At 70.9% G+C, this 18,965-nt stretch carries 22 protein-coding genes and 1 pseudogene; 11 read left to right on the top strand and 12 right to left on the bottom strand.

Annotation, left to right across the window (positions count from 1 at the left end; all coding sequences use genetic code 11):
• Window positions 1-1,090: 1,090 nt before the first annotated feature.
• Window positions 1,091-1,390 carry a hypothetical protein gene (locus tag ACZ6ZI_RS36020; RefSeq protein ID WP_469528341.1) on the bottom strand — a complete coding sequence of 100 codons (300 nt, stop codon included), beginning with the start codon at window positions 1,388-1,390 and terminating at the stop codon, window positions 1,091-1,093.
• A gap of 458 nt (window positions 1,391-1,848) precedes the next feature.
• On the opposite strand from ACZ6ZI_RS36020, the gene ACZ6ZI_RS36015 reads away from it, so the two are divergent.
• The 3 genes from ACZ6ZI_RS36015 (at window position 1,849) to ACZ6ZI_RS36005 (ending at window position 3,914) form a co-directional block, all read left to right on the top strand.
• Window positions 1,849-2,748, top strand: coding sequence for a replication initiation protein (locus ACZ6ZI_RS36015; RefSeq protein WP_469528338.1), 900 nt, complete (start codon window positions 1,849-1,851; stop codon window positions 2,746-2,748).
• A gap of 86 nt (window positions 2,749-2,834) precedes the next feature.
• Window positions 2,835-3,047, top strand: coding sequence for a hypothetical protein (locus ACZ6ZI_RS36010; protein ID WP_469528335.1), 213 nt, complete (start codon window positions 2,835-2,837; stop codon window positions 3,045-3,047).
• Window positions 3,048-3,074: 27 nt separating this feature from the next.
• Window positions 3,075-3,914, top strand: coding sequence for a prepilin peptidase (locus tag ACZ6ZI_RS36005; RefSeq protein WP_469528355.1), 840 nt, complete (start codon window positions 3,075-3,077; stop codon window positions 3,912-3,914).
• Between the two features lie 117 nt (window positions 3,915-4,031).
• Here ACZ6ZI_RS36005 and ACZ6ZI_RS36000 read toward each other — a convergent pair whose 3' ends face one another.
• From ACZ6ZI_RS36000 to ACZ6ZI_RS35980, 5 genes are all read right to left on the bottom strand, one after another.
• Window positions 4,032-4,211, bottom strand: coding sequence for a hypothetical protein (locus ACZ6ZI_RS36000; RefSeq protein WP_400751175.1), 180 nt, complete (start codon window positions 4,209-4,211; stop codon window positions 4,032-4,034).
• Between the two features lie 65 nt (window positions 4,212-4,276).
• Window positions 4,277-4,603: a hypothetical protein gene (locus tag ACZ6ZI_RS35995; protein WP_400751178.1), complete on the bottom strand. Its 327-nt coding sequence runs from the start codon at window positions 4,601-4,603 to the stop codon at window positions 4,277-4,279.
• Between the two features lie 198 nt (window positions 4,604-4,801).
• Complete coding sequence (locus tag ACZ6ZI_RS35990) at window positions 4,802-6,211, bottom strand: hypothetical protein (protein ID WP_469528334.1); 1,410 nt, start codon at window positions 6,209-6,211, stop codon at window positions 4,802-4,804.
• A 420-nt stretch (window positions 6,212-6,631) separates the two neighbouring features.
• Window positions 6,632-7,270: a hypothetical protein gene (locus ACZ6ZI_RS35985; protein WP_469528332.1), complete on the bottom strand. Its 639-nt coding sequence runs from the start codon at window positions 7,268-7,270 to the stop codon at window positions 6,632-6,634.
• Between the two features lie 98 nt (window positions 7,271-7,368).
• Entirely contained in the window at window positions 7,369-8,676 is a 1,308-nt protein-coding gene (locus ACZ6ZI_RS35980) for a DNA polymerase III subunit beta family protein (RefSeq protein ID WP_469528329.1), read from the bottom strand.
• A gap of 222 nt (window positions 8,677-8,898) precedes the next feature.
• Between ACZ6ZI_RS35980 and ACZ6ZI_RS35975 the strand changes: the two genes are divergently transcribed.
• Together ACZ6ZI_RS35975 and ACZ6ZI_RS35970 are read left to right on the top strand one after the other, a co-directional pair.
• Complete coding sequence (locus tag ACZ6ZI_RS35975; RefSeq protein WP_469528327.1) at window positions 8,899-9,342, top strand: hypothetical protein; 444 nt, start codon at window positions 8,899-8,901, stop codon at window positions 9,340-9,342.
• 430 nt (window positions 9,343-9,772) lie between these two features.
• Window positions 9,773-10,207 (top strand): hypothetical protein, encoded by a 435-nt coding sequence (locus tag ACZ6ZI_RS35970; protein ID WP_469528324.1) that lies wholly within the window; start codon window positions 9,773-9,775, stop codon window positions 10,205-10,207.
• A gap of 4 nt (window positions 10,208-10,211) precedes the next feature.
• Here ACZ6ZI_RS35970 and ACZ6ZI_RS35965 read toward each other — a convergent pair.
• Window positions 10,212-10,463, bottom strand: a pseudogene (locus ACZ6ZI_RS35965) (IS5/IS1182 family transposase); the annotation flags it as partial.
• A gap of 92 nt (window positions 10,464-10,555) precedes the next feature.
• On the opposite strand from ACZ6ZI_RS35965, the gene ACZ6ZI_RS35960 reads away from it, so the two are divergent.
• Together ACZ6ZI_RS35960 and ACZ6ZI_RS35955 are read left to right on the top strand one after the other, a co-directional pair.
• Complete coding sequence (locus ACZ6ZI_RS35960) at window positions 10,556-11,413, top strand: hypothetical protein (RefSeq protein ID WP_469528322.1); 858 nt, start codon at window positions 10,556-10,558, stop codon at window positions 11,411-11,413.
• Between the two features lie 110 nt (window positions 11,414-11,523).
• Complete coding sequence (locus ACZ6ZI_RS35955) at window positions 11,524-12,081, top strand: hypothetical protein (RefSeq protein ID WP_469528319.1); 558 nt, start codon at window positions 11,524-11,526, stop codon at window positions 12,079-12,081.
• A 71-nt stretch (window positions 12,082-12,152) separates the two neighbouring features.
• Here the strand turns inward: ACZ6ZI_RS35955 and ACZ6ZI_RS35950 are convergent, their stop codons facing one another.
• Together ACZ6ZI_RS35950 and lexA are read right to left on the bottom strand one after the other, a co-directional pair.
• The gene (locus tag ACZ6ZI_RS35950; RefSeq protein ID WP_469528317.1) at window positions 12,153-12,665 is read right to left on the bottom strand and encodes a hypothetical protein; all 513 of its coding nucleotides are present in this window, start codon (window positions 12,663-12,665) and stop codon (window positions 12,153-12,155) included.
• Window positions 12,666-12,793: 128 nt separating this feature from the next.
• Window positions 12,794-13,483, bottom strand: a complete 690-nt coding sequence (gene lexA / locus ACZ6ZI_RS35945) for a transcriptional repressor LexA (RefSeq protein ID WP_469528315.1) — start codon at window positions 13,481-13,483, stop codon at window positions 12,794-12,796.
• A 186-nt stretch (window positions 13,484-13,669) separates the two neighbouring features.
• Between lexA and ACZ6ZI_RS35940 the strand changes: the two genes are divergently transcribed.
• Together ACZ6ZI_RS35940 and ku are read left to right on the top strand one after the other, a co-directional pair.
• Window positions 13,670-13,888: a hypothetical protein gene (locus ACZ6ZI_RS35940; RefSeq protein WP_469528313.1), complete on the top strand. Its 219-nt coding sequence runs from the start codon at window positions 13,670-13,672 to the stop codon at window positions 13,886-13,888.
• A 135-nt stretch (window positions 13,889-14,023) separates the two neighbouring features.
• The gene (gene ku / locus ACZ6ZI_RS35935; RefSeq protein WP_469528310.1) at window positions 14,024-15,052 is read left to right on the top strand and encodes a non-homologous end joining protein Ku; all 1,029 of its coding nucleotides are present in this window, start codon (window positions 14,024-14,026) and stop codon (window positions 15,050-15,052) included.
• A gap of 34 nt (window positions 15,053-15,086) precedes the next feature.
• Here the strand turns inward: ku and ACZ6ZI_RS35930 are convergent, their stop codons facing one another.
• Both ACZ6ZI_RS35930 and ACZ6ZI_RS35925 read right to left on the bottom strand, forming a co-directional pair.
• Window positions 15,087-15,344, bottom strand: a complete 258-nt coding sequence (locus ACZ6ZI_RS35930; protein WP_469528308.1) for a hypothetical protein — start codon at window positions 15,342-15,344, stop codon at window positions 15,087-15,089.
• 82 nt (window positions 15,345-15,426) lie between these two features.
• Window positions 15,427-16,587, bottom strand: a complete 1,161-nt coding sequence (locus ACZ6ZI_RS35925; RefSeq protein ID WP_469528306.1) for a hypothetical protein — start codon at window positions 16,585-16,587, stop codon at window positions 15,427-15,429.
• 288 nt (window positions 16,588-16,875) lie between these two features.
• Here ACZ6ZI_RS35925 and ACZ6ZI_RS35920 point away from each other — a divergent pair, with 288 nt between their 5' ends.
• Window positions 16,876-17,235 (top strand): hypothetical protein, encoded by a 360-nt coding sequence (locus ACZ6ZI_RS35920; RefSeq protein WP_469528304.1) that lies wholly within the window; start codon window positions 16,876-16,878, stop codon window positions 17,233-17,235.
• A gap of 45 nt (window positions 17,236-17,280) precedes the next feature.
• The gene (locus ACZ6ZI_RS35915; protein WP_469528302.1) at window positions 17,281-18,273 is read left to right on the top strand and encodes a phosphotransferase family protein; all 993 of its coding nucleotides are present in this window, start codon (window positions 17,281-17,283) and stop codon (window positions 18,271-18,273) included.
• A 42-nt stretch (window positions 18,274-18,315) separates the two neighbouring features.
• On the opposite strand, the gene ACZ6ZI_RS35910 is transcribed toward ACZ6ZI_RS35915, so the two are convergent.
• The gene (locus tag ACZ6ZI_RS35910) at window positions 18,316-18,963 is read right to left on the bottom strand and encodes an L-threonylcarbamoyladenylate synthase (protein ID WP_469528301.1); all 648 of its coding nucleotides are present in this window, start codon (window positions 18,961-18,963) and stop codon (window positions 18,316-18,318) included.
• Window positions 18,964-18,965 lie beyond the last annotated feature (2 nt).

Here is an 18,965-nt window from a genome sequence, read left to right as displayed (position 1 = left end):
CTGGGCGGAGGCCTATCGGCCTTAAAGGGAATTCCTTTCGGAATTCCAAGCATTCCCCCTTCGGGGGAATGACGCAGGGAATTCCCCTTCGGGGAATTCGTGGGTGGTTTACGTCAACCCCCTTCGGGGGTTTTGTTGGGCGGGATTGAATTGCCTTTCGGCAATTCTTGGTTGTGGGTTGTTGGGGTTTGCGAAAGCCTTTCAGGCTTTCTTTTGATCCCGCGTTGCGGGATTTGATGGGGTGTTGGTTGTGGGGTGGGGGCCCGCCTGCCGGCGGGTGGGGTGGTGGGTGGTGTGGGCTCCTTCGGAGCCTTGGGGGTGTGGGGGTGTTTCGTTGTGGGGGTGTGGCTAGGGTCTGGGGTTTGGTGTCATGTGTGGTGGCTGGTTGGGGGGTTGTTGGGGGTTCCGGGTGGGGGGGTGTGGGCCCCTGTCGGGGCCTGTGTGGGTGGAGGGGGTGTGTGCGGGTGTCCGGGGTGGGGTGGGGGTGTGGGGCGGGAGGGTTCGGGCGGGGGTGCGGGCGGGTTTTGCTGAGGGGGTTTCAGCGCCCTTCCGGGCGCCGTGTCGGGGGGCGGTCGTCCTCGCGGGCGACCGGGTTTATGGGTGCGGGTGCGCGGGTGAATTCTGAGGCGGCTTACGGCCGAATTGTCGGTGTCTTGAATTCGCTCAGACCGTTCGCGGTGCGTCGCTCCGGTATCTCGGGAGGGCGTCACGGACGGACCGTCAGGGCCTCTAAATCTGATGACACGTCAGAGAATGGGTGGAGAGAATTCCACCCGCCTGGGGAACGAATAGAAAGCCACCCCGGAAAAGAGAAAGAGGCCCTTTCGGGCCTCCCCCACGCAATCGACACACCATCAAAACACCCCGGCCCCCGGCCACTTCCAGAACGCCGGCGGGGCCCGGCTACCCCCAGTAGACCGGCAACCCCCGCGCCCTCGCTTCCTCGGCCAGCTCCCGCAGCTCCTCCAACCGCTCCTGGACGTACCCCGCCCTACGCCCGCAGCGCCGCTCTTCAGTCCGAAGCGGCGCTGCGGGCCAGGACGAGCGCACCATGGCCCCTGACGGGACCGGCCCGTCGCACAACCCGCGGTCAGGCCCCGGCGCGGGTCCGGTGGAGACACGAGGCGGTGAGCCACAGGCCGGTTCGGCGGAGGTGCGCCCGGCCCTCGGCACTGCGGGCCCGCGCGGCGTCCTCGCGGTTGGCAGCAGCGTTCTCACGCAGTTCCTTCGCCTCCTGCGAGTCCCCAATCGCACCGCGGGCTTCGAGCCGGTCGGCGATCCTGTCGAGGCCTGCCGCATTGGCCTCCTGATAGGCGGCATAGTGCTCCGTGGCCTTGTCCACATCGCCGGCCCACACATGGGTGGCGCAGCAGAGAACGGGCTTCTTCACGAGGTGTCTCCTTGGAACGAGATACGGATTCGGGAGAGGCCGACTGCCACCATCGACCAACGAGACAACCATAACACGCATTCATCACAGGAAGGTAGGAACCTAGTCCCTCAAAAGCCCCGAGGCCAGCAACCAAACGCGACACCCCCGCGGGCGAGGCCCGGGCAGGCCGGAGAGCCTCCGGATCCCTGCGAGGCACCTGCGCGCCCCAGAGCCCCTGATTCAGACCGTCAGGCGGGGTGGGGAGTCGGGGGTAGATGTCCGGGTCGGGTTCAAGAAACCCCAAACCATCTGACTTGGTTCGTGTCGTACTTTGAATCTGGAGGCTGGGGGTGAGGGTGGGGCTAGAGAGGCAGGGCAGCAGGACACCCGAATCATCTGACTTGGTTCGTGACGGACTTTGAAGTTCATGGCGTGTCCGGGCCTATCCGACCCCGCTGGCTCGGGATGATCAGCGCATGAGTGCGGAGTTGCCCACGGGGCAGTGGGACGAGTTGTGGCTGCCGTTGCGGCCGTACGCGACGAACCGACTGCAGGAGGGGATCTGGCGGGAGCCGCGGCCGGTGGCGATGACCCGCCGGTACGTGGAGGCGAACCCGTCGGCCATTAGCAACCTTCTCGTCGTGGACGTGGACCACGCGGACGCGGTGCTGCGGGCGGTGTCCTCGGTGGGCTCGCACCCGCTGCCCAACGCGGTGGTGGAGAACCCGGTGAACGGGCACGCTCATGCGGTGTGGGCTCTGGCGGAGGCAGTGACGCGGACCGAGTACGCCCGGCGCAAGCCCCTCGCCTACGCCGCGGCCGTCACCGAGGGACTGCGCCGGGCGCTGGACGGGGATGCGGCGTACTCGGGCCTGATGACGAAGAACCCGCTGCACACGGATTGGAGCACGGAATGGCTCCACGGCGGTCTCCACACCCTCGGCGGCCTGGAGGAGGCGCTGGGCGGCCACATGCCGGCGGCGCGCTGGCGGGAGACCAAGCGCTTCCGTACGAACATCACGGGGCTGGGGCGCAACTGCTCGATCTTCGAGACGGCCCGGACCTGGGCGTATCGCGAGGTTCGCCACCACTTCGGCAGCCCTGACACCCTGCACGCTGCGATCCATGCGGAAGTGCACACCCGGAACTCACAGTTCGCCGAGCCGCTGCCGGGGGTGGAGGCTCGCGCGATCGGCAACAGCATCCACCGGTGGATCACGACGCGGTCGAGGATGTGGAAGGACGGCGCGGCCGTCTACGAGGCCACCTTCGTCGCCATCCAGTCCGCCCGCGGCAAGAAGAGCGGTCAAGCGCGCGCGGCGCGCCGGGATGAGCGCACCGCCGCCATGCTCGACTACATGAGGGGGACGTCGTGACGCAGGGGCCCAGGCGTGAGCGCCGTCCCATGACGGCGCGTGAGCTTGCGAACCGGTTTGGCGTGTCCCCGCGGACCGTGCTGCGCATGGTCTCCGAGGAACGCGCGGAGTACGAGGGCCGGTCCCGGCAGCGTCGGGACCGAATCGTCGAGCTTCACCGGCAGGGGCTGAAGGGCTACGAGATTGCGGCGGAGCTGTCGGTTTCCGCCGGGCTGGTGTCGATCCGGCTTAAGGAAGCTCGGGAAGCCGGTGTCGACCTCGCCCCCTACACCGCTGTCGGTGAAGGGGGAACCCAGTGACGGCCTGGATGGGGGGCTGACGTGGGCATGATGCTCGTGGCCGGGGTCGCGCTCTGGGGCGCGGCAGGGCTCTTCCTGCCACGGGCCGCCTACCGCCTCTCCGTCGAGCAGGGTCGGCCGTGGCGCTCGGCTTGTCCGGCCAGCCACCCGATGAGCGGCCCGGTCGCCGGCTGGCTGGGTCGTGCGGTGTGCCCACAGTGCGTGTCCTCGACCGGCACCAGCAGCCGGGGGCCGGCTCCGGTCTCGGATCCCGGCAAGCAGGGGTGCGACGGTCCGAAGGCCTGGACCGGGGTCGGATATCGGCGGGGTAGTAGCTATGCCCCCGTCGGCGGGGTGGTGTGGGCCAGCGCCTTGGCATGTCTCGCGATCGGGGCCGGGGTCGGAGCTCGGCCCGAGCTGTTCGTCTGGCTGCTGCTGGCGCCCTTCACCGTCCTGCTCTGCCTCGTTGACTGGTCCGTGCACAGGCTGCCCGACGTACTGACCCTCCCCCTGGCCGTAGGGACCCTTGCGGCCCTCGGGGTGGCCGCGATGGCAGGGGAAACCAGCGGCTCCTGGCCGCGCGCCGTGGTCGGCGGGCTGGCCCTCGCTTCCGCCTACTTCCTTCTCTTCCTCATCAGTCCGCGCTTCGTGGCTTTCGGCGACGTCAAGTTCGCGCTCGTCCTGGGCCAGGCGCTCGGCTGGTATGGGTGGTCCGTGCTCTTCGCCGGGACCATCGCCGCGTTCCTCGGGGCCGCCGCGCACGGCCTCGCCCTGATCGCTCTACGCCGAGCGGACCGCACCACGATGATCCCCTTCGGGCCATTCATGGCGGGCGGGGCCCTCGCGAGCATGGTCTGGGCGGGCCTCGGCCCCTCGGCCGGCCTCTGAGCTTGACGGCCAGCCTCTCGGCCGGCCCTTCTTCGCCGCACCCGCCCCGCCGGAGTCCGGCCGATACGGGGAGCGCGTGAAGGCGAGCCCTGAGCCGCCCGCCTTCACCGCGTCCGGTCAGCCGACGATCGCGACTTCCTCGCCTGCCGTGTACTCGACGGTGTCGCCGCTGGAGTAGGCAACCCGGACCCCGCCGGCAGGGGTATCGGTGACCGTGTCCACGAGGTAGGGCATCTCGTCGCTGCTGATGATCACGCGGTTGTTGCGCGCCAGGCAGTTCGCGGGAATGGTGATCATGGAAGGCTCCTTCGCGGGTCTACCCCCGGGCGTTCCTACGCCCGGGGCGGGGTGAGGGGCGCGGGTCAGGCGATGTCGAGAATGACCGCGACGACGCGGTTGGTGACCTCTTCCAGGCCGTCCGAGGCGCTGGTGCAGTCGAAGTACTCCAGGAGGAAGGTCGGTTCGGCGTTCTTGTCCGCGTGGACGTAGAGGTCTCCCTCGTGGTCGACGCCCACGGTGAACCGGGCGCCGTCCCGGGTGGTGATCTCGCCGGTCACGCCCCAGTAGCCGGACTCGGCGTGCCACTCGTCGCCGAGGAGCTTCACCGCTCGGCGGGCGATGTCCGAGATGGAGAACGGGTACTCGCGGCCGGGCTGGGAGAAGAACTGCTCCGCCGTCGCCATGGTCATCTGTGATCCTCTCGATCGTGTCTTCGGTTTGGTCGGCTGCCACCGCCAACCATTGAGATAACTATACCATGCATGCATCACTTTCGGGGTGTGGTGCGCACCTCTTGGGTGGCTGGAATTGCTGGCGTCCGCTCCGTCGGGGCTCCGCTGCCCCGGCCGGGGCCCGGCTCGCTCGCCGGGCCCCGGCCCACCGCCTGATCAGACCCCGGACGGGGCGCTTGCGGCGGCAGCGCTCCGGCTTCGGGCCAGGTGAGTGCAGCGGATTCCACCGCCCGGGTGCCATTCCAGGACCGGCTCGGCAGACGCCCCGTGCTCTGCGCACCAGGAGACGGGAACAACGCCGCCGCAGGCGTGCCGCTTGCACGGGCAGGACTCTCCCGGTCCCGCGTACACGAGGCCGTGGCGCACCACTCCGCCCGCGTGACTGTCTGAGGCGGCGCCCCGGAGGGCGGCCGGCCACGCCAGGGTCACCTTCAGTCCCCCCGACCCGTTCCTGAACAGGTCGATGAGCCGCACCTCGCCGGGCACCGCCAGAGGCACCGCTCCGGGCACAGTCAGCCGGCGCAGCGACGCCCCGAACTCCCCAGCCGTGAGCTTGGCCAGCGTGTCGGCGTCGTCCTCGGTGGTCCAGCCCGCCAGGTGGTCCTTGTCCTGGGCGTCGTCCGCCAGGCGCAGCAGCGGGCCGTCGAACCGGAGCCTTGTCGCACCGTCGGCGCCGCCGAAGAGCAGCGTGGCCGGCGGGATCTGGGACGGGACCGCGATCTTGTCGTGGTCGAGGAGCCAGGCGGCCACCGCGCTGCGGTCGAACTCTGGGTGGACGTCCGTCCCTCCGACCGGGGCAGGGAAGTCGGAGTGCCGCCGGCGCCAGTTCACCACCGCGGCGCGGCCGACTCGGGCGATCCTCGCCACCTCCGCCAGCAGCACCACGTCTCGCCCGGGTGCGACCGGCGTGAGGCCGGCGAGCGGCGAGCGGCGGCCGGCGGGCACCGTGCGCAGCGCTTCCCAGTCCACTCCGGGCCGCAGGACCGGAAGCAGGGCGAGATCGACCCCCGAGTAGAGGGGGACCTTGGTCCAGCCTCCGTGGGACTTGTAGTCGATCATCACGGAGGCCACCGGAGTGATCCATCCGAGCCTGACGACCTGGTCGTAATCGACCCTGCGCACGCCCAGGCGAACCGCGGCCTGGTCCGGGCCGAGGGGGACGTGGCGGTCGAGCAGCGCGGGCAGGTCCCGGCGGCGGGCGAGGGCGGCCAGCTGGTCCGGGTGGACGTCGGGGCAGGCCGCTTCCCCTCCGAGCCAGACCAGCAGGCCGGCCTTCACCAGATGGCCGACCGCTGCAGCCGTCACCCGCGGGCGGCACCGCGGCAGCGGCTCGCCCAGGGCCTCGATCAGCCGGTCCGCCGCCTGCCCCGCGGACATCGGCCCACGCAGGGCGGCGCGGACACCTTCCGCGTCCACCGCGTCGACCGCGGACCGCGACCACTGCCCCGGCCCCGCGTCCGCCGGCGGGACCAGTCCGGACCCTGCCGCCCACCGCCAGGCGGCCACCGGAACTCCGAGCCTGCCGGCCGCCGCCTGCTCGTCGTAGAACTCCCGCTGCTTGCCCATCACGAACTCCTCTCCGGGCCCCCGTCTGGAGCCACGCCCGAAAGATTGCGAAAGATCCCATTTGTTGTCAATGGCCCTGTTTTGGGCGGTAGTTGGGAGCGCACCGCCAGATCCCCGCCCGCGTACGCGAGGGGAGAATTCACTCCTGCGGGTGAAGGCCGGGGGCCGGCGGCCGGGCAGGCCGGGGAGCGGAGGCTCGGTCGCGGCGCGAGGCAGGCCGGAGCCGCCTTGGCGGTCGGGCCGACCGCAGGCCCGGGTCCTGGTCCGCCCGTACGCGCCGGCCGCCGCCAACTGGGGCGCCGTCCCGGCGGCCAACGGGCCTCCGGCGCGTGCTGGACGCGCCCCGGTCCTGGTCCTGCCCATGGCGGACCGAGACGGGTCCTTCCGTGGGCAGGAGCCTGCGCCGTGACGGGTGGAGCGTCAGAGTTGGGGCGTCGGCCCGCCGGTCTCGGGCCAGTTGTCCCAGGGCCAGAGTCCGCCGATCGCGTAGCGGCCCTGGGCGTCCGGGGTGACGCGTTCGGTGCCGGGCTCGTCCTGGTAGGTCGCGTCCCAGGTGAACGTGAGGGTGCCGTCGGGCTCGAACGCTGCGGTGAGACCGCAGTTGTCCCGGTGCAGGTCTTCGACGATGCGCTGCGCGGTCTCGCCGGTGAACAGGTAGGTGCCGTACGGGGATCGCGGCTCTGTGGTGGGCTGTCCGGGGTAGGGCCCGTACTGCGTCCCGTCGACCGTCAGGAGCTCAAGGGGCGCGGCAGGGGCGGGAGCTTGGGGGGTTGGGCTCGGTGCGGCGTCACCCGGGTCTCCGGCGGGCAGGCCGGCCGGGGCGGGCAGGACCGTCACGCTGTGGGCCGGGACCGCGTAGCGGGTGCGGCCGGTTCCTCCGGTCTCGCGCGGGCGGGAGCTTCGAAGGACGTCGACGGTGATCCGTCCGGTGGGGTGGAAGCTGTGGACGACGCCTTCCACCATCTCGGTCGAGTGGGCGCTGCGGCCCCACTTCCGGGGGAAGAGGACGTGGGCGTGGTGCGTGATCGGGGTTCCTCGCCAGTCGAGCATCAAGGCCATGGGGTACCTCCTGTGTGTGTTCGGGCCGGGCGGGGTGCCACTCCCCGCCCGGGGTGCGGGGAGGGGCGGCGAGCCCCACCCCCGCGGGCGGTGTCCGCTCAGGAGAGGCGGACGTGCAGCAACAGATGCTTGTAGCCCTGGCCAGCCATTTCGGGGCCCTCGGTGAAGAGGCCGGGCTTGCTGAGCTGCCCGTTCTTCATCTCGCCCAGGTGCAGCGTGATGGTGTCGCTGGTGAACGCGCCGAGCGCGTCCAGCAGGAAGCTCGGGTTGAAGGCGGCGAGGCCACCGCGCAGGCCTTCGCCGGTGCCGTGGGTGATGGTCGTCGGGATGGGCATGCCCTTGGTGCGGGCATTGCCTTCGGCCGTGTCCCATCGGGGGGCGAGCGTGAGGTTGCCGTCGGTGTCCCAGGCCAACGTGACGGGAACGTTCTTGAGGCCCTTGGCGGTCAGTACCGCCTGGGCCTTCTTGACGGCACGGACGGTCGTGGCGCGGTCGAGCCGGACCGACGTCTCGCACGTCTCGGGGAACAGCTTCCTGTGCTTGGGGAGACTGCCGTCCAGTGAGCGCATCGTGATGGTGATGGCGCCCAGTGACAGCGTGGCGCGGGCGTTGGGCAGGACGACCACGGGCTCCCCTTCGGCGCGACCGGCTGCGAGGAGGCCGATGCCCACGGGGCCGTCGTGCGTCTTGAGTCGCTTGGCCAGGGCGGAGAGGGTGGCGGCCGGGATGAGCACGGTCAGCGGCTTCTCCGGCGGCTGCACGGTGGCGGTGACGGGGACTTCCGCGACGGCGAAGCGGTAGCGGTCGGTGGCGGCCATGGTGAGCGTCTCGCCGTCCAGCGTGACCTGGATGCAGGTGAGCACGGGTAGCGTGTCGTCGTTGCCCGCCGTGGGCAGTACGCGGTTGAGCTGGGTGAGGAAGGCCTGCGCGTCCATGGTGGCCATGGCGGGCACGGCTTCCAGCGGCTGGGTGTACTCGTGGATGTCGTGCGTGGTGATGGGCACCGTGAGGTGTTCGGTGGCCAGCAGGTCTCCGGCGAGCGAGACGCGGGTCTGAGCCGCGACGGCCTTGGTCTCCCCGGCCACCATGGCCGCGAGCGTCTTCTTCAGCTCCGGGAAGTCGAGGAGCGAGGAGCCCTTCTCGGCGGGCGTGGCGGCCGGGACCATAACCGACACCGCCGTGTCGAAGTCGTAGGCGCTGAAGACGATGCGGTTACCGCCGGTCTCGATCAGCACACCGCGCTGAGCGGGCGGCTGCGCCTTCGGGGCAATTCCGAATTCAGCGAAATTCAGAGCGTCGATGATCTCCGCGTGGATTCCCGCGAAATTTGCGGTCGGCTTGACGGGCTCCTTTACCTCCTTCTTTGCTGCCGTGGTGGTAGCGACCTGCGTTTCGGACGTGGTCATGGCTCTCCCTGGAGAGTGAGAAGTGGATTCGGCTTGTTGACCGGCTGCCACCGCCGACCAACAAGAAAACTATACCACGCATCACTCACAATCAGGGCTGGTCAGACGCTCCAATCGGCCCAATCTGCAGCGGGGAGGTGAGCAGCCGCCGGTCCGTCCCCGGACGCGAGGAGCCAGCACCCGGTGGCCGCGCCTACGACGCCGTTGCGTCGTTGGACGGGTATGACCACCAGCACGGAGCAGATCGCCGGCGAAACGGCCGCCCTGGACCTGATGCGCGGGTACCTCGCCGTGGACCCGGAAGCCATCGCGGCCGCTGCGGCGGCGGGCGCCGTGTGCCCGACCACGGCCGCCTACATGCGCCAGCAGACCTCGGGGCTGCTGACCGAAGCCGTCCTCGCCGACCCCGGCTTCTCCCCGTACCGCCGCGCGGTGATGGGGCCCGCGGGCATCGAATGGCTGGAGAGCGTGCCCATGGAGACGGCCGTAGCCGAAGCGGTCCTGGCCCTCGCAGGCGACGGCGCAGCACCGCGCCTCCCTCTGGACGACGCGCAGCTGGCCACCGTCTTCGCTCTCTCCGCCGTCGCCCGCTGCGTGGCCGTGTACGGCCGGGAAGGGACCATGCAGCACCTGGACCGCATCCGGTCCGTGGTCGCCGGACCCTGAGTTGGCGTCCTGGTCTGACGGGCCGCTGCTGTACGACCGGCCGCCTTCCTGTCGTGTCGGGACGGGGATTGGCATGCCTGCCGGGACGATGCAGGTATGAGACTTGCCCGCTGTACTGACAGCTGCGCTCCGGGAGACGGACGCACCGCGTCCAGGACGATCTGCGTCCAGTGCTTCAACAGTCTCTGCGAGCGCTGCCGGACAAACCCAGTGGAGAAGTACGGCGACTTCTGCGACACGTGCCCTCCCTGGCCGGACGAGGACCGCGACACGTTGAAGTGCGGCCACTTCGAACACGGCGACTGCGACTTCGAGTGCACCATCCCCTAGACCGTGCGAGCGCCGCTCCTCCGAGAGAGCGGACCAGTTCGGGCGGAACTAGGACCTGTCCGGCCGATCATCGTTGGAGGCAGTCGGGCATGATGCCCGGGTGAGCATCATCGTGAAGTTCTTCGTGGCGCCGGACGACACGTCAGCGGGTCTGGCCCTCCAGACCGGGCCGGGACGGGCATTCGAGTCGCTCTCGTTCGGCAACTTCGATCCCGAAGAGGCGGTGATCGAGTGGGAGTGTCTTCTGGCCGGTGGCAGCTTCGAGGAACTCGTCGATGCCGGTGAGCCTCGCATCATCGCGGGCCAGGACAACGACGGGTGCGTCGTCTTCGCGATCTCGCCTCGCCTGTCCACTGCTCTCGTGGGCGCTGGGCCCTCCAGGTTGCGTGATGTCGCCGCCTCGTGGGCTCAACTGCGTGCGGAGGACGGTGAAGTCATCGACACGGAGATCGCCGAGGCGATCGTGGGTGAGCTGGCCGGCCTCGTCAGCAGCGCCCGGCGCCATGACCAGGGCGTCTACTGCTGGGTCGCGTAGGAGTTCATGTTCGGAGCCAGATGGCGACGGCCGCAGCGGTGGCGGTGCCGAGGAGGACGTAGCCGCGCTTGTCGTAGCGAGTGGCAACCGCTCGGGACTGCTTCAGACGGTTGATCGCCCGCTCCTCGGTGTTGCGCTTCTTGTAGCGGTCCTCATCGAAGCCAGGCGGCCGTCCACCGCGTGCGCCCTTGCGCAAGCGAGCCGCCTGGCTGTCGGTCTTCTCCGGGATCGTGTGGCGGATTCCCCGCCGCCGCAAAAGGTCGCCGGGTCGTGCCGGGGGGTGACCAGTCCGACCGTGCTGGACAGGTCAGCACGCCGTCGACCGGCCGAAGGGGTACATGTACCGGTGTGACTCGACTCCAGTGGCCGCGGATCGTGGCCCGTGCTGCCGACATCGTCACCGGCTACGAACAGGTCGGCGGCTGTACCCTCCGACAGGCGTACTACCGGCTCGTGGTCGAGGGGTTGATCCCGCACACCGCACCGACGTACCGACGCCTGTCCGCCCGCCTCGCCCAGGCCCGCCGCGAGGAGAGGTTCCCCGACCTCATCGACCCGCTCCGCGAGGTCCACGTCCCACCGGCCTGGCCCGACGCCGGCACCTTCCTGCGGGAGGCCCCCGACTGGTTCGCCCTGGACCGGACCGCTGGCCAGGCGACCGCCGTATACGTGGCCTGCGAAAAGGACACCTTGCGGGCGCAGCTCACGGGCTGGCTCGCGCGCCCGGGCATCCCCGTGCTCGTCGTCCGCGGATTCGGCAGCCAGAGCTACGCCCATGTAGTGCGCGAGCGTACGGCCCGCGACGAAAGGCCGGCCGTGCTGCTCTACGTCGGCGACTTCGACGCATCGGGCGCCGACATCGAACGGGACTGGGTGGCCCGCACAGCCTGCTGGAGCCACACGGAGCGGGTCCTGCTCACCCACGACCAGGTCCGCGAGTACGACCTGCCGGCGGCCGCGGGGAAGGCCGGTGACCCGCGCTGGGCCGGGTTCGCCGACCGCTACGGGCTCGAAGTCGGCCACCCGGTCCAGTGGGAGGTCGAGGCGCTCGACCCCGCCGAGCTCCAGCGCCTGGTCCTCGCCGCCGTCGCCCCTCACGTCGATCAGGCCGTGCTCGACGCCTGCATCGCCGAAGAGGAGCGGCAGCGCGAGCGGCTGAGGGCATTCACCGAGGGCTGGACCGGCAACCGCCGACCTGGTGGCTGACGGCTGATCCAGCGAGACGGTCCCCGCGGTCTCAACTCGGCTTCGGCAGCTGCGGTTCGGGAACTGGCCGGGCGCAGTGGATCTTGCTCTCTTGCTGAAGGATGGTGTTCATGAGGAACACCAAAGCCTTCAAGGAAGCGGTCGCGGAGACGCTGGCCCAGCTGGCCCACCGCGGGGTGACGGTCCGCCCGGGTACGGTCGCCGACACCATCGAGCAGAACATCCGCGCCGTCGCGACCCAGCTCGGGATCCAGGAGCGCTCGGCCTGGCGGTACTTCGACCCGGCCGGCCTCGCGGCCAGCATCGCCCAGCAACGGCAGTCGGCCGAGACCAGCAGCACGCCCGGCCAGGTGGGGCGCGCGCCGATGCCGCCGGTCGACAACCCGGAGCTGGCGCTCATCCTCGGGGGTGTCCCCGACGCCCTGGAGGAGAGCGGCGGCGACCTCTACAGCGTCATCGTCAACGTCGCCGTCAACGCCTGGATGGCCGGCCACATCCACGGCGAGGACGGCTGCACCGGCTGCCAGAACAAGCGGCCCACCGGCACCGACTGGCAGGCCCGGATGGACACCATCACCGCCATGCAGCCCGACATCACGAAGTGGCTCAACCGGGAGGTCTGGACGGCCGCCCTTAACGACACCAGCTACGGCGTCACCCGACGCTGACCGGCCCTGCTCACCCAGCGGCCGTAGAGCAGGCCTTGCTTCGAAGGCCCGGCGGTCGCACCGCTCCGGTCTCAGCCCCGCTGCCGGTTCGGGCGGTGCGGACGATGGGGCCGGCGCCGGCCCGGTGAGGGGTCGGGAGCGGCCTCCGGTGAGGAGAACCCGCCCGGTACCGCGGTGCGCGGCGCCGGCTGCTCCACGGAAGGGGCCGCCGGAGTGGGGACGGCCGGCTTGGCCGTGGCCAGGATGGTGATGTGCGGGATGTTGCGGGCGCAGGTCTGGCAGACCTCGGCCAGGGTCCAGACCTGGCCGACGGCCGGGTTGTGGACGAGGACCAGCAGGCTGCTGCCGGAGCAGTGGACGCGGGCTTCGTGGAGGGCACAGTGGGCGCTGCCGCAGCTGCAGGCCGCGTTGGGGCGAGCGCCGGCAAGGCGTCCGTGGGCCTTGATGTGCTCGGCGGCGAAGCGGCGCATGCTGGCTGCGTCCTTCGAGCGGGGCGGCATCCGGCACGCGGCGGTGCTGCAGGTGACGGACACGGTGCGATCGGGGTGGCCGGTGAGGCGGACCGTCCAGGTCCGTCCCGGCACGCGTGCTCCGGGCATCAGGGTCAAGTCGGGGTCCCGTCGTTGGGCTGATACGCGCCGGCGTTGTGCCGGGCTCGTGCAGGGGCGCCGTGCCGAGGGGGGACGTCCCATGGGCGGCGGGGCGCTCTGGTTCAGAGCGCGCGCAGGACGGCGACTACCTTGCCGAGGATAACGGCGTCGTCGCCGGGGATCGGCTGATGGGCAGCGTTGTGCGGCATGAGCCAGACCCGGCCGTTCTCGCGGCGCAGGCGCTTGACGGTGGCTTCGCCGTCCAGCATGGCGGCGACGATGTCGCCGTGGTCCGCGCTGTCGGCCTTCCTCACGGTGACGATGTCGCCGTCGCAGATGGCAGCGTCGATCATGCTGTCGCCGACCACCGTCAGCGCGAACAGCTGGCCCTCGCCGACCAGGTGCCGCGGCATCGGCAGGACGTCTTCGACGAGCTCCTCGGCGAGGATCGGCGTGCCGGCCGCGATGCGGCCGACGAGCGGGACCTGGACGGCCTCCGGCGCCGTGCTGGCCGGGGTGTCGGGGAGGTCGGCGTGCTGGTCGCTGCGGACGCGGTAGGCGCGGGGACGGTGCGGGTCCCGGTAGAGGAAGCCTTTGCGCTCCAGGGCCATCAGCTGGTGTGCGACGGAGGAGGTACTGCGCAGGCGGACGCCCTCGCCGATCTCCCTCATCGAGGGCGGGTAACCCTTGCGGGCGACGGTCTGCTCGATGAAGGCGACGATGGCCGCCTGCCGGGCGGTGAGTCCGTCCGGGCCCGGGCGGGTGACACCGGGCGGACGCCCGGGGCGGGCTTCGGATTCGATGACGTCCATGTGGTGCTCCCCCCTGAAGGGATCTTGCGTGCAGGGACAGTAACCCGCATACCACCCGCGGCGGAACATCTTTTCGATAACAGGGCGTGCCGGTGTCGCAGCGGGTGGTGAGAGAGCCGGACTGCGGCGGCCGCCCAGGTTCTCGCGCGGCTTGCAGCAGGGACGCGGACCGCTCATGATCCGCATGTGCCGTTCCACGTCAGGCTGCGCTTCGGGCCGCCCTCCTTCCCCGCCGTCACCGGCACCTGGGACAGCGAAGCGACCGCCGAGCGGAAGTTCCGGGGGTTCATCGGCCGCTACGGCAGCCAAGCCGACGTGCGCATCGAGCTCGTCGAGGACGGGCCCCAGGGCGAGCACACCGTGCGCTCCTGGACACGGGAGCGCGGCGAGGCGGAAGGGGCCTGACAACCCCGGTGAGGGCTTCCCCGTCCCGCCGGAGGGGGTCGGCGTCTCGGGGCCAGGGCCGGCGTTGCCGGTGGGGGTGAGGGGGCGCAGGGTGGATAGACGCCCTGGTGTACCTCGTGAAGGGTGGTGCGGGCGATGGCCAGACCGGTATGGACGGGGGTCTTGGCGTTCGGGCTCGTCAGCCTGCCGGTGGGTCTCTACACGGCCACCGACAGCCACACGATCCGCTTCCACCAGCTCCAGCGCGGGACCGCGGACCGGATCCGAAACCGGCGCGTGAACGAGCGTACCGGCGACGAGGTGGACCTGACGGACATCGTGAAGGGGTTCGACACCGGAGGCGAGTACGTGATCGTCGAGCCGCAGGAGCTCGACGAGATCGCTCCCGGCCGGTCCCGGTCGATCGACGTCGCCGGCTTCGTCGACCTGGACACCGTCGACCCGGTCTTCTTCGACAAGACGTACTTCCTCGGGCCCCGGGGATCCCAGTACGGGAAGGTGTACGCCCTCTTGGAGCGTGCCCTGGCCGAGTCGAACAAGGCCGGCATCGCCACCTTCGTAATGCGCGGGCGGGAGTACCTGGTCGCCCTGAAGGCGGAGGAGGCGGAGGGCCTCCTGACGCTCCACACGCTGCACTGGGCCGATGAGCTGCGCGATCCGCACGCCGAGGTGCCCGACCTGCCGGGGAAGGTCAAGGCCACGGCGGCGGAGGTGAAGATGGCCATGCAACTGATCGACGCCCTGGCCATGGACTGGGAGCCGGAGGCCTTCCACGACTCCTTCCGCGAGAAGGTCGAGGCCCTGGTGAAGGCGAAGGCCTCCGGCGAGACGGTGGAGAAGGCCGAACCGGCGGCGGAGCCGACCGGTGCCGTCGACCTCATGGAGGCCCTGCGCGCCAGCGTCGAGCGGGCCAGGAGCCCCAAGGACACCGGCGAGAAGGTCGCCTCGCCCGGCTCACGCGCTGCGGGCGGGAAGAAGGCGCCGGCCGCGAAGAAGCGGGCGCGCTCCACACCGGCGGCCAAGGGCCAGGGTCTGATGGCGCTGACGAAGGCGGAGCTGTACGAGAAGGCGGCCGCGGCCGGCATCTCGGGCCGCTCGTCGATGAACCACGACCAGCTCGCCGACGCCCTCGCCCACACCGGCCGCGACCGGCGCAAGACCTGACCGCCGCGTGGTGGGAGGTCCTGCATGGTCGTGGTCAGGCCACCGTGACGCGCAGGACGTACGGCTCGCCCGTACTGATCGCCTGCGCCTGTTCCCGGAGGTCCGTGTCCGTGAAGCCGAGCAGTGCATCGTCGGCGGCCCGGCGCAGCAACGGGAGGATCTCGGCGGCGGGCCGGCCTCGGTGCGCTGCGGCGAGCTCGGCGAAGGCCCGCTGGTAGGGGGCTCCGTACGTGCTCGCGCTGTCGGCCAGCAGGTGGTCAAGGTGCTGTCGCTCGATGCTGATCTCGCCCATGGCCCGCTCCTTCGGTCCTCCGGGGTCCCGTCCGCTCCGGGGCCTCGTCTTCGACGCTACGAGGCCGGTCTGACATCGCCCCCTACCCGGCAAGGGGCGCGTCCCGGCCGATGAGGTCCTGGAGCTGCTCTCGGACGGGTGGCGGCAGCAGCCCCTCGGTGGCGAGGAGGTGCCACTGGCAGCCTGGAATGCGGTGGTCGAGCCGGTGGAACTCCCCGAGCTGGTAGAGCAGCACCAGGGCGTCGAGGGCGTGCTGGACGGGGGGCCGGTCGCGCTCCTTCAGGGTGCTGAGCACGGCCAGGCCGGCCATCGCGTAGCGGCCGTTCATCCACTCCAGGGCCGCCTCGCCCAGCTGCCCGGCGGCGAGTTCCTCCTCGACCCGGCCGCACAGGTCCAGGGCCCACTGCCGTACACCCTCGGCCGTCTTCCACGCTCGCGCCAGGTCCTGGAGCGGAGCGGTGGCGGCCAGGTCGCGCAGATGGTCGCGGGCATCGCGCACCGGGCCGAGAGCCAGATGGTTGTCCTCGGTGAGGACCGCGTCGGCGAACTCGGGAACGTCGTTACGGGTGGTCTCGACCAGGGACGCGATCGGGTTGGCCGTCGCGGTGGGGTTCATCGCGCGCAGCAGGTCGCCAATGTCGTCCAGAGACATCGTCCCGTTGATGGCCGCGGCGGCGGCGGCCAGTGCGGCGTCCTTGGGTGTGGCGGTCGGCATGCCGGGGTTCTTGTCGAGGGCCGTGAGCTCGGGCGGAGGCCAGGTGTGTCCGGCGGCGCGGGCGAGGCGGGCGATTCCTTCGTCGATCCGCCGGGCCCGGGCGGGGACCAGGGTCACGGTCAGGCCGGCGTCGGCGATGTGGTCGGCGAGGTCGTCGAGCCGTTGGTCCGGGTCGGTGTCCGGGTCGTCGTCGCCGGGGACGGTGAGGGTGTCCACCGCGGCGGTGAAGGCCGCCCGTACCGTCTGCTCCGGCACGGGCAGCCCTTCGTCGAACAGGAGCAGTGCCACGTCGGCCGGGCGCTTGCCGCGGCCGGCGTGACGGGCGAGGCCGAGGACGAGGTCGAAGCTCTCGGGCGCCGGGGTGGAGGTGCTGCCCTTGCCCCGTCCCAGGCCTCCGCCGGGGACATTGCCGGGCAGCAGGCGGCGGCTCCTCCAGCCCTCCAGCATCTTCGCGGTCACGGTGAAGCCGTGGCGGTGCGCGTGGTCGATCAGCAGCTGATCGGCCGCGCTCGGGGTGTCAGTGGACATGCCGAGGAAGGTACCGACGCCTCTCCGGGCTATGACCGAGCTTTCACCTCATCCGGTGACTCCCCGCGGAATTGAAGCCAAAGGTCTACCCCATGACGTAGCGGTGGCGCCCCGTTAGAGCCCCCCTACCTCCGCCGGGTCACCTCGGAGCTCGTCCGCTCAAATGGCGTGGAGCTGAAGGGGGTTGCGTGGCTAACCCCCCGAACCCGCACTGTGCCGCCCAGGACGCGACGTCAGTGCGCGGCTCTTCATGCTCCGCCCGTCATCACACAGAGACAGGACACCACCATGCTCACCGACGTGCTCACCGGCTGGACCGCAGAGACCCTGGGCGGCCTCACGCTGCTGGCGGGAGCCACAGCCTGGGGCTGGATCCGCCGGCGCCGGAACCAGGCCGGCCCCGCCGCGGCCCCGGCCATCACGGCCGGCGAGGCCGTGCGGCCGGTTCGCACCTACACCCTGCTCGGAGCCCGGGCCGCCGACGGCCAGCCCGTCCACCTGCCCAGCAGCCGCCCCGCCGGCATCCGGGTCACCTGGACCGGCCCCGCAGGCGAGACGGAGCAGTTCGAGTTGACCGACGCCATGCTGCCGGACGGCACCTACGCGGCGGAGCGCGTATCGGCGTACCCGGAGCCCGGCACCCTGTGACCGGAGTTCATTAAGACGAGTCCTCACCGGCCGGAAGGAAGTCCCGTGGAATTCCACGTCATCGAGCGGTCCGACAACGCCTTTCAGCAGGGTCTGACCGAGCGCCAGATCCTGGCGGTCATCCGACGCGCCTTCGGCCCGAGCGCCGAAGTCCGTTCCGCGAGGGAGCTGGGCGGCGGGATGTACAACACCACCTACCGCATCGACCTCACCGAACGCGGGGAGCCGGTCGTCCTGCGGGTGGCCCCCGAAGCGGGCCGCCAGTGCCGCTCCGAGCGGGAGTTGATGCGCGCGGAGTACGCGTCGGTGCCGTGGCTCGCTCCGATCGCCGATCTAATGCCGCGGGTCCTGGCGGTCGACTTCACCCAGGCCGTCATCGGCCGGGACTGGATGATCCAGTCCCTCCTGCCCGGCACCCCGGCGCCGGAACTCCTCAGGTCCTACCCGAAGGAGACGCACGGGGCGTTCTTCCGGCAAATGGGGGAGATCACGGCGGCCGTCCACGCGGTCTCCGGGCCCTGGTTCGGTCCGGTCACCGGTCCCGGGCACGCTCGTTGGAGCGAGGCCGTCGTCACGACCTTGCACCTGATCGCCGAGGACGTGGAGAGCTGCGGCCTGGACGCGGCCGACCTCCGCAAGGCCGCCGACGCCGCCCAGGCCGGCACGGAGGTCCTGGACGAGGTTGCGGTGCCGCGGCTGCTGACCGGGGACCTGTGGACGGTGAACACCATGCTCGCGGCCGCCCCGGTCCCCACGATCTGCGGTGTCCTGGACATGGACCGCACCTGGTGGGGGGATCCGGAGGCGGACTGGACGATGCGGATGGCCCGGGCCAAGCAGGACTCCCGCCTGGCGTTCTTCGACTCCTACCGCCGCACGGCCGAGACCGAGGCCGGCGCGTGGCGGCGGCACGTGTACGAGGTGCGCCACCTCGGGGCGCTGCGTCTGGAGCGGCACCGGCTCGGCAACGAAGCTGGCGTCCGGGATTCCTATCCGCTGGTGGCTGCGGAGTTGTCGGCGCTCACGTCCGGTCGGTGACGGGTGCCCCCCTGCCTGGGAGGCGCCCGTCGGATAGTGCGGTCACGGAGTTGGTAGGGCCCTGCCGAGGGCGGAGGCGACGGCCCGCGGGTGCACGAGGCCGGCGCGGACGAGGTGGGTCTGGTCGTCGGCGCAGTCGACGATGGTGAGGTGGTTGGCCGCCGGGCAGACGCCGCCGTCCATGACGACGGCGTCGAGGTCGGCGTCGGTGAGGAACTCTTCGACCTCGGCGAGGGTGATGGCCGGACCTCGGTCGTCAGGCCCGGCGTCGCCGGAGACGTTGACGGTGGTGGCCGCGAGCAGTCCGGGGACCGCTCGGGCGAGGGCGCCCAGGGGGCCGGGGGCGTGGGTGGTCAGGGCGGGTGAGCCGACGACGGTGTAGCGGGCGGCGTCGGCCGGTTCGCGCCAGGACAGGAACAAGGCGAGGTCGCCGGGCCAGAACGCGGCGGCCAGGCGCTCGGCGTCGGGGGTGAAGTGCAGCAGGTCGCGGGCCCGGTCCTGGTCGGGGACGACGAGGGCGAGGGGCTTGTTCTTGGGCCTCTGCTTGCCTTCGAGTATGGCTTTGTAGGCGTCGGGGCTGGCGGCGTCGGCGCAGATCATGTACCAGCGGGCGGTGGGGACGACGACGAGGCGTCCGGCCTCGATGGCGGCTGCGGCGGTGTCGATGTCGGTTGTCGGGATGATCTGCACGG

This window comes from Streptomyces sp. NPDC103540, assembly GCF_055584445.1.
Note: the sequence above shows the minus strand (reverse complement) of the source record. Positions and strands in the feature narration are given on the sequence as shown.